General features: G+C 49.2%; 12 protein-coding genes. 11 read left to right on the forward strand and 1 reads right to left on the reverse strand.

The annotated features are described in order from the left end of the window. The first annotated feature begins 125 nt into the window (after nucleotides 1-125). The 3 genes from PaeBR_RS08525 to holA all read left to right on the forward strand — a co-directional run bounded on the left by PaeBR_RS08525 (nucleotide 126) and on the right by holA (nucleotide 3212). The gene (locus tag PaeBR_RS08525) at nucleotides 126-674 is read left to right on the forward strand and encodes an RNA polymerase sigma factor (protein WP_410514408.1); all 549 of its coding nucleotides are present in this window, start codon (nucleotides 126-128) and stop codon (nucleotides 672-674) included. Further along, nucleotides 671-1903, forward strand: a complete 1233-nt coding sequence (locus PaeBR_RS08530) for an anti-sigma factor family protein (protein WP_410514409.1) — start codon at nucleotides 671-673, stop codon at nucleotides 1901-1903. Before PaeBR_RS08525 ends, PaeBR_RS08530 begins: the two co-directional genes overlap by 4 nt. 289 nt (nucleotides 1904-2192) lie before the next feature. Next, the gene (gene holA / locus PaeBR_RS08535) at nucleotides 2193-3212 is read left to right on the forward strand and encodes a DNA polymerase III subunit delta (RefSeq protein ID WP_410515120.1); all 1020 of its coding nucleotides are present in this window, start codon (nucleotides 2193-2195) and stop codon (nucleotides 3210-3212) included. A gap of 146 nt (nucleotides 3213-3358) precedes the next feature. Here holA and rpsT read toward each other — a convergent pair whose 3' ends face one another. Continuing rightward, on the reverse strand, nucleotides 3359-3631 hold the full coding sequence (gene rpsT / locus PaeBR_RS08540) for a 30S ribosomal protein S20 (protein WP_410514410.1): 273 nt from the start codon (nucleotides 3629-3631) through the stop codon (nucleotides 3359-3361). A 181-nt stretch (nucleotides 3632-3812) separates the two neighbouring features. On the opposite strand from rpsT, the gene gpr reads away from it, so the two are divergent. The 8 genes from gpr to grpE all read left to right on the forward strand — a co-directional run bounded on the left by gpr (nucleotide 3813) and on the right by grpE (nucleotide 13164). Beyond that, nucleotides 3813-4814, forward strand: a complete 1002-nt coding sequence (gene gpr, locus PaeBR_RS08545) for a GPR endopeptidase (protein ID WP_410514411.1) — start codon at nucleotides 3813-3815, stop codon at nucleotides 4812-4814. 433 nt (nucleotides 4815-5247) lie between these two features. After that, a complete protein-coding gene (locus tag PaeBR_RS08550) occupies nucleotides 5248-6603 on the forward strand; it encodes a stage II sporulation protein P (protein ID WP_410514412.1) in 1356 nt (451 codons plus the stop codon). Between the two features lie 36 nt (nucleotides 6604-6639). Next, nucleotides 6640-7134: a hypothetical protein gene (locus PaeBR_RS08555; protein ID WP_410514413.1), complete on the forward strand. Its 495-nt coding sequence runs from the start codon at nucleotides 6640-6642 to the stop codon at nucleotides 7132-7134. A gap of 154 nt (nucleotides 7135-7288) precedes the next feature. After that, complete coding sequence (gene lepA / locus PaeBR_RS08560; protein WP_410514414.1) at nucleotides 7289-9103, forward strand: translation elongation factor 4; 1815 nt, start codon at nucleotides 7289-7291, stop codon at nucleotides 9101-9103. Nucleotides 9104-9641: 538 nt separating this feature from the next. Next, nucleotides 9642-10817 (forward strand): radical SAM family heme chaperone HemW, encoded by a 1176-nt coding sequence (gene hemW / locus PaeBR_RS08565; protein WP_410514415.1) that lies wholly within the window; start codon nucleotides 9642-9644, stop codon nucleotides 10815-10817. Between the two features lie 76 nt (nucleotides 10818-10893). Further along, the gene (locus PaeBR_RS08570) at nucleotides 10894-11403 is read left to right on the forward strand and encodes an N-acetyltransferase (RefSeq protein WP_410514416.1); all 510 of its coding nucleotides are present in this window, start codon (nucleotides 10894-10896) and stop codon (nucleotides 11401-11403) included. 103 nt (nucleotides 11404-11506) lie between these two features. Continuing rightward, complete coding sequence (hrcA, locus tag PaeBR_RS08575) at nucleotides 11507-12538, forward strand: heat-inducible transcriptional repressor HrcA (RefSeq protein WP_410514417.1); 1032 nt, start codon at nucleotides 11507-11509, stop codon at nucleotides 12536-12538. Nucleotides 12539-12573: 35 nt separating this feature from the next. Continuing rightward, nucleotides 12574-13164 carry a nucleotide exchange factor GrpE gene (grpE, locus tag PaeBR_RS08580; protein WP_410514418.1) on the forward strand — a complete coding sequence of 197 codons (591 nt, stop codon included), beginning with the start codon at nucleotides 12574-12576 and terminating at the stop codon, nucleotides 13162-13164. Nucleotides 13165-13270: the final 106 nt, after the last annotated feature.

Consider the following 13270-nt stretch of genomic DNA (forward strand, 5'->3'; position numbering starts at 1 on the left):
GTTGATATTGTGCGAAATCTCTCTTGCCAGAATGACGTATAAAGTAAAGTTTGGTATTCTAAAAATAATGCAACAATTCGGCAGTCTTGCGCGTCAGTAAGATTGCATAGAGAGGGGGAACCTTCGTGGTGGAGCAGGGACTCATCAGAGCCGCTCAAGCGGGCGATCGCGACGCTCTAATCACCCTATTGCGAGAAATTGAAGGGCATGTATACAAGACGGCCTTCTACATTTTGCATAATGAACAGGATGCGCTGGATGCGTCCCAGGAGGCATTGATTCGGGTATATACGAAAATTGGTTCCTACGAAGAGAAAGCCCAGTTCAAAACATGGGTTGGACGGATCGTGACCAATATTTGTATTGATAAGTTTAGAAGAGCTAAACCAACAATTTCTATGGATGAACACGATATGGTTTTCAAGGATAAGCAGGATGTTGAACGGGAAGTCATGTCCGGTTATTTGGCGGAGGATATACGCGAAGCTATTGACCTGCTTCCTGAGCATCATCGCACGGTGATTGTACTTCGATATATACAGGATCTTTCCTACAACGAGATTGCGGACTGTCTGGATTTACCGCTGAATACAGTGAAATCTTATCTGTTCCGGGCGAGGCAGCAGCTGCAAAATAGACTTCAGGAGTATCAGAAAGGTGGTGTATCGGGATGAAATGCGCGGAGGTGATTGAATGGATGCACCGTTATTTGGATCATGATTTAAGCCGTGAAGAGATAACCGAGATGTTCCGTCATATTGATCATTGCCTTCCCTGCGCGGAAATCTTTGACCGACTCACCATGCTCTCCCGGCAATTGGAGCAGCTTCCGGACGTGAAAGCCCCTTTCAGTCTGGTGGACTCTATTTTGCCTCGGCTTGATGAATTGGACCGCGGTCTGATTGAATCGGAAAAAAGCGGGTCAGGGGAAGAGGTGGCAGTTCCTTTCTCCCGAACAATTTCGCAAGGTAAGCGGCAAAAGGGATCATCCATGGCTAGACGGACAGGCATAGGTGCGGTTGCGGCTGCCATTATACTCGGAATAGCTATCTTTAATATGCCGGAGCAAATTCCGGGCGCTCAAGTGGAAGAAATGGTGATGAAAAGCACTTCAAATAATGCGGCAACCGAAAGTGGAGCAGCCGGTATGATGAACTCGAATACTGCGGACACGGCTGCAAATAGCGGATTGGAACAGAACAGCCCGGCTAGCGATAGCGGTCTGACTGAGTCCCGTATTGAAGAAAGTGCGGTTCCTGAAATAAGTGCTGCAGAATCCCCCAAAGGGGGAACAGAAACCCCGGAACCCACAACCGGAAATGCTTCCGGAGGAGACTCTGCCAAGAGTATAGCTCCACAAACTACAAACAATAAATCTCCTAAGCATCAGGCTACGGCAACTCCTTCCCGCCAAGACTTCGGGATTAGCAGTACTCAGCCGGACGGAAGCGGACAGAATTCAACGGAGAACAGCAACAGCACGGAAGCCGGCCCTGCTGCGAAGGAGTCTTTTCAGCCAAAGGTTGGCAATGAACAGGGTATTATGGGCATATTCCCAGCTGCTCCCGCTTCGGGCGAGTTATCCTGGACTTCCCCGGACGGTCAGTATGAGGCAGCCGTTGAAGATCAGCAGCTTGTTATTTACAGCCTTCCGGCCAGCGGCCTGGGAGTCGACAAGATGCCTGTGGCTTCCCTCCCTCTGGAAGGAAACTGGATGAGCGGGGAGTGGTCGCCGGATAGTCTGCAGTTTATCTATGTGACCGATAACAACGGTATAGCTGTTCAAAAAGTGTATAGCACCCCGGAGGCAGGCACATCCAGTGCAGTACCCAGCTCCACCCCTGTTCCAGCACGGGAAAACTCGGCGAGTAATACCTCCGCTGCAACATCTTCCACAAAATAATAGGATGGTGGAACTTTTTACGGGACTTCGGAATATACTATAGTAAGAGACCGGAGTAAGAGACCGGAAATCAGGAATAAAAAAGGTTTGTAGAACATCGGTATGACCGTCGGCTGGGAAGTTTCTAGGGCTTCTCAAACCGTCGTTTATATAGATGCGCCGCTGGAACGGAGGGACTTTGGCCATGGTGCCGGAGTTTCTCTGTTTTTGCATTTTAATATGTTACAATAAACTCTCAAGTAAGAACTTAAAAAAGTGGAACAGATGAATGGGAAAAGGAAGTGGCGGGATGGATGTCAAAACGGCGGTTAAAGACATCAGGCAAGGGAAGATTTCACCGCTGTATGTCCTGTACGGAAGTGAGAAATTTCGCATGAATGAGTTCGCAGCGGCTCTGGAGAATCAGCTTATCGCCAAGGAGGACCGTGATTTCGCGGTAATTCCGTTCGATTTGTCGGAGACCCCGGTACAAGCCGTGATCGAGGAAGCGGAGACGGTCCCGTTCATGGTGCCGCGTAAGCTGCTGCTGGTGCGTGACGCCTCGCTGTTTACAGCAGGCAAAGAAAATGCCAAGCTGGAGCACCGGATCGAGGCCTTAAATGATTATTTGCAGCGGCCTGCCGATTTCAGTGTCATTGTGTTTATGGTTAATAACGACAAGCTGGATGAACGAAAAAAAATCGTCAAGGCCGTCAAGGCAGCCGGTACGGTATTGGCTTTTAATCCGCTGGGAGCGGAGGAACTGCTGCGCTGGGTAGAGAAGGCCATCCGCGATCAGGGCTGTGTAATGGCGCCCGGTACGGCTGAGGCTCTTATTGCCAGTGCAGGTACGGGTTTGCAGGGATTGTCAGGAGAGATCGATAAGCTGTGTCTGTTCGCGGGCAGAGGCGGTACGGTGGATACAGCTGCCGTAGACAGCCTGGTTCACCGCGGGACCGAGCAAACGGTGTTTACGCTGGTGGAGGATATCGCTAACCTTCGCCTCGATAAAGCTCTTGACGCGTTAAATGAGCTGCTTAAGCAGCGTGAAGAGCCGATTAAAATTGCCGCGCTGATCGCCCGGCAGTTCCGGATTATTTTACAGGTCAAGGATTTATCAGCATTGAGCTATTCGCAGGGACAGATCGCCTCCCAGCTGGGACTGCATCCTTATGCCGTCAAGCTGGCCGGTGAACAGGCACGCAAGTTCGAGAGCCGGCGGCTGCGTCAGATATTAAGCACAATGGCCGATCTTGATTATCAGATGAAAACAGGTGCCATAGATAAGGTGCTGGGGCTGGAGCTGTTCATGCTGCGGCTGGGTGCCTAATGACATAAAGAGCCTTTCAAGCCACTGGAGACAGAGGACTGAAAGGCTCTTTTTTCGTTTGGCTCTGTATTTAAAAAGAACGCAAAAAAACCTAACCGTATGCAGCATAGCGGTCAGGTTCTTCAATTGCTCATTATGAATACGTCTTACGCTTGCGCGCTAAGAGCGTTCAATTTCTTCGCTAAGCGGGATTTTTTGCGGGAAGCCGCATTTTTATGAACCAGACCTTTAGAAACGGCCTTGTCCAGCTTTTTGGAAGCAGCTAGGAAAGCAGCTTGAGCAGTTTCAACTTCCGTACCTGCCAGCGCGGTGTCAGCGGCTTTAACTGCTGTACGAAGCGCGGATTTCTGGGAAATATTTAGTGCACGGCGTTTTTCGTTCGTTTTTACGCGTTTAACGGCGGATTTAATATTTGGCATTGCATTCACCTCCTGTAAGACATTCGAAATCATCAAATGATTCACAACTTAAAATAGTTTAGCATGTGTGATAGCAAAATGCAACAACAAAACTCTTCAAATTAAACCCTTCCACTTCTGTATAATCAGCAGCTTTCTCTCGCACACTATCGACAAAAGAGCATAGGAGGCTGATATAACGATGGAACCGGATCTTCAGCTGTACTCGGTGCGTACCGATTTGGCAGTAGAGGCAAAGGAACTGGCCGCAGGACCTCAAAACAGACCGATTTCCGGTGTGAATGAAGAGGTGGAGGAAGCGGATGGCATCAAGATCACCCGGCTTGAAGTAAGCAATGCAGCAGGCTCCCAGGCCATCGGGCGAACCATTGGCAATTATGTGACGCTGGAGGTGCCTGGGCTGCGTGGTGGAGATACCGGCTTGCAGGTGAAGGTAACCGAGGCTTTTGCCCGGGAGTTCGAGCATTTTATGACCCGTATTGGCATTAGCAAGAATTCCTCGGTATTAATTGTCGGTCTTGGGAACTGGAATGTTACGCCTGATTCACTTGGCCCGTTAGTAGTGGAGAATTCACTCATTACCCGGCAGTTTTATGAACTGGTTCCGGATCAGGTGTCTCCCGGCTATCGTAATGTGAGTGCTATTGCACCTGGCGTATTGGGGCTGACGGGCATTGAATCGAGCGAGGTGGTTCAGGGGATACTTGACCGCACAAAGCCGGATGTAATTATTGCAATTGATGCGCTGGCTTCACGTTCCCTCGAACGTATCAATACAACCATACAGATTGCGGATATCGGCATTCATCCAGGGTCGGGCATCGGTAATAAAAGACGGGGGCTGACCAAGGAGATTCTGGGCATCCCGTGCATTGCTATTGGTGTGCCTACCGTATGCTATGCTTCAACCATTGTGAACAATGTACTGGAAATGATGAAGAATCATTTCGGGCAGGGAACGCCCCACGCCAAAGAAATCATGGGCTTGCTGGATGATATTTCCGAGAATGAGCGGCTGGCGTTAGTCAAGGAAGTGCTGGAGCCACTCGGACATGATCTGATTGTAACGCCGAAAGAGATCGACGAGTTCATCGAAGAAATTGCGAATATCGTTGCCAGTGGACTGAATGCGGCACTGCATGATGCAGTCGATCCGGGTAATGTGGGCGGTTATACTCATTAAGTGAAATAAAGCGCAATCCGGGTAACCCGCTTACGGGTTTGTGCGGATATGCGCTTTTTTTTTTTTGCAATACAAGCGGGAAAGGTTCATCTATATGGAACGAACAAAAGAATTATATGATAAAAAGGTGAGAGTAACGAAGGGGAAGTTTGGAACTGTAGGAGCGATAGCGACCGCCTTTGTCCCCGGATGTTCACCGCTGTTAGCGGTCTAATCCAAAACATCTGGGGATGGGCAGCGGCCGGAAGTCCAAACATTCTCCGTAGTTACGGGTAACACCCCATAGCATAGGTCAAAATCTTTAGTTCAACTTATATATTAATATAGAATGAACTCTATTTTTTTGTTCTCCCATTACGGTTCTAGTACTGCTCTTGTGCTCATAGATTTGAAGTATAAGAGATTACAGAGGCCTGGAGGAGGACACATAATAATGAACAAAAGATGGTTTCAGCTATGGAACATCGGCCGATTGCGGGCAAGACTGCTGGATGCGCTGTCGCTGGGAAGAACGATGCTGCTGCTTGCCGGAGGCTCCCTCGTATTCTTCATATTGTTAGGAGCCGGAGGATTGGCCGGACAGAAGCTGAACTCTTCACCCATTCCTTCAATGAAGGGACTTGCCACCTCGCTTTCGAGCGGGTTTTTCATGGAACTACTCGGGATGGAGGTGCCGCATTTGCCCCAGGGAAAGGAAGTTAGTGCTCTTTCGGGTGAAAAAGTGACTTCATTTGTATTCCAATTGCTGACCAGTGTGAATCCCAATGATCCGAAAAGCCTGCTATCCCGGGAGGTTCCAGGCATGGATGCGGATGATCCCGTTCTGCTTAGAACGGCTTCGGGAGGCAGCGAGAATGCACCGGCCGATTACCACCCCGGAACAAATGAACTCGCCATAGAGGATAATATTACAACTCCGGATCCAGCTCCTGATGAAGGGGTGGACAAGCCTGATGATACAACTCCCGCTCCGCAAGCCACGGCGGGTCCTGAAGCTGCTGGGGAAAAGGGGCCGGGTACGAGTAGTGGTGAGAGCGATAACACTAATGGAGATTCTGAAGCTCTTTTGGAGAAACGCATCCTTATTTACCACTCCCATCCCCGTGAGGCTTACAATTCTCTGCTTGGGGCAGAGAGCGATAATCCCAACTCCGCGCAGCCTTCCAAGAATGTAATGCTTGTTGGTTCCTATGTGACGAAAAGACTGGAGAAGCGCGGGGTTGGGACGATACACTCCCTGATCGACTATGCGACAACAATAGAAGACTACAGCTGGAACTTTTCCTATAAATATTCCCGGATGATGATCAAGTCGGCATTTGCCCAAAATGAGGGGCTCGACGGATTAATCGACATTCACCGCGACTCTCAGCGGTATTCCAAAACAACTACTATTATTGATGGAAAAAGTTATGCCCAGGTGTATTTTATCCTCGGCCATGCGAATAAGGATTGGAAGAAGAATGAGGCGTTTGCGAACAAAATCCACCAGCTGCTGGAGAAAGACTATCCTGGAATATCGCGCGGAATCTGGGGTAAGGCGGCCAACAAGGGCAATAACGGAGAATACAACCAGTCCTTGTCTCCTAACAGTGTGCTGATAGAGGTTGGAGGAATCGATAATACGGAGGAAGAGCTGAAGCGTACTTCGGAAATATTGGGCGACGCGATTGCGGATGTGTACTGGAGCAGCCATGAGGCTGAGAAAGTGAATGCAGCCAGTAAGTCGAAGGACTCTGGAGCAACTGAGGGAAAGAGCACAGACAAGGCGGCAGCCGGGGCTTCCTAGAGCGAGGGTGAAAAGTACAGGAGAAGGGGTGGCGAAATGTCGCGTTTTGGCAAAAAACTGGTTGTAGTCGGCATTTGGGCAGGCATCGGAATTTTAATTGGTATGCAGTTCGGGGGAAGCGGCGGGACGAAGGTCTCGCAGGTGCCTGGGTGGAATGGGATAGCCGGTGCGGCCCAGACCGACACTAATCCAAACACGAATCCCAATCCAAACACTAATCCAAACACTAATACCAATACTCAAGCCGGTCCAACCTATGTTTACGTTCCTGTTGCTATTGATGCGAAGACTGGGGCTTATACGGCTCTGCCAGCACAAATACAGAAGGATGGAACAGGCCTGCCGGTTGCAAGCCTGCCTCAGCAGGAGGTGCCGGATTCCAGTTCGCTGACTCCAGGACAAATTCTGGTTCCCGAGGAGCAGAAGCCTACGGTAGATGCACTGGCCGACAAGACAGCCGGGCTGCTTCAGCAGGCTTCACAGAAAAGCATCCGCTGGGTTGTCTCCTTGTTCGATTCATCCGGGGAGTGAGAAGAAAGAATATAACAGCTGTCTTGCTGAATTGGCGGGATAGCTGTTTTTGTATGCACAAGGTTCTTCTTATTTGCTCGGCGCGGGATTGATGGGCAGACCTTGTACTGTTATAATAGATGGATTAACAACAGGCTGTTTGTGGGGGTAAGGAATGACTGACGTACAGAAAAGACAAGAACAAATTCGCAATTTCTCGATTATTGCACATATAGACCATGGCAAATCGACACTGGCTGACCGAATACTGGAATATACCGGCGCACTTAGCTCGCGTGAAATGCAGGAACAGGTGCTGGATCAGATGGATCTGGAACGTGAGCGCGGGATTACCATTAAGCTGCAGGCTGTTCGCCTCACTTACCGTGCCGATGATGGTGAAGAGTATTTTCTTAATCTCATTGATACACCGGGACACGTCGATTTTACGTATGAGGTATCCCGCAGTCTTGCAGCTTGCGAAGGCGCACTGCTCGTAGTAGATGCGGCCCAGGGGATTGAAGCCCAGACGCTTGCCAATGTATATCTCGCGCTGGACAACAATCTGGAAATCCTGCCGGTAATCAACAAGATTGATTTGCCGAGCGCCGACCCGGAGCGGGTGAAGCAGGAGATCGAGGACGTTATAGGGCTGGATACAAGTGAAGCGGTTCTGGCCTCGGCCAAGGCAGGCATTGGGATCAAGGAAATCCTTGAGCAGGTGGTGAAGCAGGTTCCGGCACCGACCGGCAACTCGGAGTCCTCGCTGAAGGCGCTTATCTTTGACTCCCATTACGATCCTTATAAAGGTGTAATCGTATATGTCCGCGTTATTGACGGCAGTATCCGTGCAGGTTCCAAGATCAAAATGATGGCTACTGACAAGACGTTTGAGGTTATTGAGGTCGGCGCGTTTATGCCCCGGATGACTATTGTGAATGAATTGAATGTGGGCGATGTCGGATTTATCGTAGCCGGCATTAAGCATGTAGGGGATACCCGTGTCGGTGATACTGTAACGGATGCGAAGAACCCGACGCTTGAACCGCTCCCTGGTTACCGCAAAATTAACCCTATGGTATACTGCGGTCTTTATCCGATTGAGACCTCGGATTACAATGATTTGCGGGAAGCGCTGGAGAAGCTGCAATTGAACGATGCTTCCCTTAGCTTTGAACCGGAAAGCTCGAGTGCGCTCGGATTCGGATTTCGCTGCGGATTTCTGGGACTGCTGCATATGGAGATTATACAGGAACGGATCGAACGCGAGTTCAATCTGCCGCTGATTACAACGGCTCCAAGCGTAATTTACCGCATCATGCTGACCAACGGCGAAATCATACAAATCGATAACCCTTCCCACTATCCGGAGATTGGCACGATTGATTATGTTGAAGAGCCTTACGTCAAAGCTGGAATCATTGTACCGAATGACTACGTGGGTACCGTTATGGAGCTTTGCCAGAACAAACGCGGAGAGTTCGTTAACATGGAGTACCTGGACACGAATCGGGTTACGATCACCTATGAGGTTCCGCTGTCTGAGATCGTTTATGATTTCTTTGACCAATTGAAATCAGGAACCAAGGGTTATGCTTCCTTTGACTACGAAATATCCGGTTACCGCAGGTCGAACCTGGTCAAGATGGATATTTTGCTCAACAACGAGCAGGTGGATGCCTTGTCCTTTATCGTTCACCGCGACCGCGCCTACAACCGCGGACGCATAATTTGCGAGAAGCTGCGGGGCATTATTCCGCGGCAGATGTTCGAGGTGCCGATTCAGGCATCCGTCGGCACAAAGGTTGTCGCGCGCGAGACCGTTAAGGCGATGCGCAAGAACGTACTTGCCAAGTGCTACGGCGGCGATATCTCGCGTAAGCGGAAGCTGCTGGAGAAGCAGAAGGAAGGCAAGAAGCGCATGAAGCAGGTCGGCAGCGTAGAGGTGCCGCAGGAAGCGTTCATGGCTGTGCTCAAGATCGACGAGTAATAGTTAACGCCTTAGTAGGTCTGCTATTAGTGAATTTTCACTTCAGATCGCACAGTGGCGAGAAGATACGGTAGAAAATACGGTAGAAGACACTGTAGAAGTTACTATAGAAACACTGTAGAAGTTACTATGGAGACGCTGAGAAGTTACTATAGAAGACGCTGTAGAAGATAACTGTACTTTGTACACTTATAAGTCCGCTTTTCAGGGATTCTATCCATTTAGTTGCACTTCGTGCAGCTAAAAAGCGGAGAAAGTGCCCCTAGGCCTTGAAACTCGAAAAATAAGTGTACCGAGTGCAGCTAAATGTGAATTTCGGTGGTTATCGCGGCGAATAGTTGTACAAAGTGCAATTGCATAATGAGCGCTTATAAGTTAGGAGTAATTAAGCGCCTATAGGTGAGGAGTACATGAGCGACTATAGGAGCATGCCACCATCACTTTTAATGAGAAGCTTCAAATGTAGCTTATTCTCTGCCAGGGAAGCCGTAAGGCTTCCCTTTGCTTTTTAACAAAATTACAACAAAGGAGACAGCTAATGAGTAACCTCGCTAACAACAGCCGTCCCCCTGAGGCGGTATACATTCATATTCCTTTTTGCACGAACAAATGCTTTTACTGTGATTTCAATTCCTATGTCCTGAAGGACCAGCCGGTCATGGATTACCTCCATGCACTGGACCGGGAGATGGAGCTGACAGTTAGGGATAATCCTCCGGGCGTCATTAACAGTATTTTTGTAGGCGGGGGAACGCCGACCGTGCTGAAGCCGGATGAAATGGAGTTTTTCCTGAAGTCCATACGCACACACTTTCCGAATTGGAATACTGATATAGAGTTCTCGATGGAGGCCAATCCCGGAACTACGGACCTTGATAAGCTGGAGGTCATGAAAGCAGGCGGTGTGAACAGGGTCAGCTTCGGTGTGCAGGCATTCCAGAATGAGCTGTTGTCAGGCATCGGCCGCATTCATAATGTGGATGACGTTTATCGCAGCCTGGAAAATGCCCGTGCAGTTGGACTGAACAATCTTTCAGTCGATCTTATGTTCGGCTTGCCCAATCAGACGGTTGATATGCTGGCTGACAGCATTCAAAAAGCGCTGGAGCTTGATCTGCCCCACTATTCCATATACAGCCTGAAGGTGGAGGAGAATACTCTTTTTCATACCTTGTATAATAAGAACAAGCTTCCGCTGCCAAATGAAGAAGATGAACTGCAGATGTATCTACTGCTGATGTCCTCCATGGAGAAAGCGGGCTACCAGCAATATGAGATCAGTAACTTTGCCAAACCGGGCAAGGAGAGCTTTCACAACATCACCTACTGGCGCAACGAAGATTATTATGGCCTGGGTGCGGGAGCGCATGGATATGCACGCCGTCAGCGGCATGTGAATATTAAAGGCGTTAATCCTTACATTGAGGCTTCCCGAAAAGGGCTGCCGCGTCTGGACACCTATAACATCACACCGGAAGAGGCGATGGAGGACTTCATGATGGTAGGTCTTCGCATGCGGGCAGGCATTTCGGACACGGCTTTCCAGGCACAGTTCGGCAAATCCATGGAGGATGTATTCCGCAAATCATTGCATAAAATGCTGGCTGCGGGATTGCTTGAGCAGGAGGGGGACATCTATCGCCTGAGCAAGCAGGGAGTGCTGTTCGGCAATGATGTTTTCGGGGAATTTGTCGGTGCATTGACAGAGGTTTAATTTTAAAATAACTCTTGAATTCAAATTCACCCTGTTGTATATTTATTCAATAATAGCAATGTAGGGAGTGAAGCAGGTGCTTGCCAAGCCGGAGTTGCCCCGTCATGAATTTCACAATGGAAACAGTAAGGCGACATGTAGAAAAGCCACTGCCCAGGATATCGAGCCACTGTATCTGATGATTGAAGAGTATGCGCAGAAAGGTATCATGCTTCCTCGTTCCAGAGTGGCACTACAGCGTCAGATTGATCTGTTTGTTGTTGCTGAAATCGGTGGCAAGTTTGTTGGCTGTGGATCGCTCTGCAGACTCGGGGCTGATCTCGTCGAGATCCGTTCACTTGGCCTCAGTGATGAACATAAAGGTCAAGGAATAGGTGCCCTGATTGTGAATGAGCTGACCGAAGAAGCCAGACGCCAGAAAATCCCGAAGATTATGGCGCTCACCTATGCGGTTAATTTTTTCCTCAGAAACGGATTCGAAGTTGTAAATAAAGAGATCTTCCCCGAGAAAGTCTGGACAGACTGTGTGAACTGCTCCAAGCAGCATGCCTGCGATGAAATAGCTGTTTTGAAGATGCTGAACTGACTTGACAATGTCAATGTCAGTTTGGTATTTTTGTATTAGTGATTAGCACTCATCTCTATAGAGTGCTAACGAATCGAAGCCACAGCCGTTAGGAGGGAATAACATGTTAACTGAACGCCAGAGAATGATACTGAATGCCATAGTAGATGATTATATATCTTCGGCTGAGCCCGTAGGCTCGCGCAGTATATCTAAACGGGGAGATGTAGGATACAGTCCTGCTACAATCCGTAATGAAATGGCTGATCTGGAGGACCTTGGGTATCTGGAACAGCCTCACACTTCGGCAGGACGGATACCTTCAAACAAGGGATACCGTTATTATGTGGATCATCTGGTACCGTGGAATTCCGCCGAATCGGCAGAGGTAGGGACGATCCGTGCTTTTTTTGCCGAGAAGCTGAATGTGATGGAGCAGGTCAACCAGCATGCGGCCATGATTCTTTCCAATATGACGAATTATACTTCCATCCTGCTGGGACCGGAGGTTTTCCATACATCATTGCGTCATTTTCAGTTGCTGCCCCTTGATGATCGAACAGCCGTGGCCATCATTGTCACCAGCACGGGACAGGTAGAGAACCGGACGGTTAATATTCCGCCGGAGATTTCTGTTTCGGAAATAGAGAAAGTGGTCAATCTGCTGAATAGCAAGCTGGTCAATGTACCGCTTTACAAGCTGAAGAGCCGGCTCTATTCCGAGCTTGGTGAAGAGATGCAGCGTCACATCTCCCATTATGAAGAATTGATGCAGGTGCTCGACACGGCGCTTGAGAGTGAGCAGGAGCAACGCATTTATCTGAGCGGGGCTACGAATATGCTGACTCAGCCGGAGTTCAAGGATGTTGATAAGGTAAAGAATATCCTTGATCTTCTTGAAGAGACGCCTACTCTGCTGAAGATGCTGTCGCCGGTCTCCGGTGGAACCGGCATACAGGTACGTATAGGCACGGAGAACAACCATGAGGCTTTTGCGAACTGTTCGCTTATAACCGCCACTTATTCACTCGATGGGCAAGCGCTGGGAAGCATAGGTCTCCTAGGACCTACCCGTATGGAATATGCAAGGGTAATGGGCATTCTGGGCATTCTGTCCCGGGATTTGACAGCGATGCTGGCACACTGGTATAAGTGAGTGAGCTGTGATCATTTTAAGGAGGTGAAGACAACTTGAAAGAGGAACAAGTTCAAGATTCCAACGAAGTGCAAGACCAAGCCATAAATGACAACAATGCAGCCGATGCGGCTGAAGCGGTCTCTGAGACCGAAGCCTTCACGACGGAGGAAGCCGGCGAGGTGACTGCTGAAAGTGGCGATGAATTCAAGCGCCTGCAGGGTCTGGCTGATGAATTCCAAGGCCGGGCACTACGGGTACAGGCTGATTTTGACAACTTCCGCCGCCGTACTTTGAAAGAGAAAGAAGAATTGGCGCAATATGCTACCTCCAAGCTCGTAACGGAATTGCTTCCGGTAATGGATAATTTCGAACGTGCTTTGGCTACGGCTCCCGCTACTCCCGACTTTGAAGCTTTTACCAAGGGCGTAAATATGATTTTCCGCCAACTGGAAGGGGTATTAAAGAACGAGGGACTTACGGCTATGGAAACGGTAGGACAGCCTTTTAATCCTGAATATCATCAGGCCATCATGCAGGTGGAGAGTGAGGAACACGAAGAGGGTATCGTAACGGAGGAAGTCCAAAAGGGCTATCTCCTGAAGGATAAGGTCCTTCGTCCCGCCATGGTCAAAGTCAGCATGTAGTCTGTCTATATAGGCTGGCAGTTTCTGTCCGCCAGGAAGCGGCAGTAATTATTCAAGGAATAGATATCATGCTCTAAATTGTAATCGTACGATTATAAGGTTACAA

The organism is Paenibacillus sp. BR2-3 (assembly GCF_046529485.1).
Taxonomy (GTDB): domain Bacteria; phylum Bacillota; class Bacilli; order Paenibacillales; family Paenibacillaceae; genus Paenibacillus_AQ.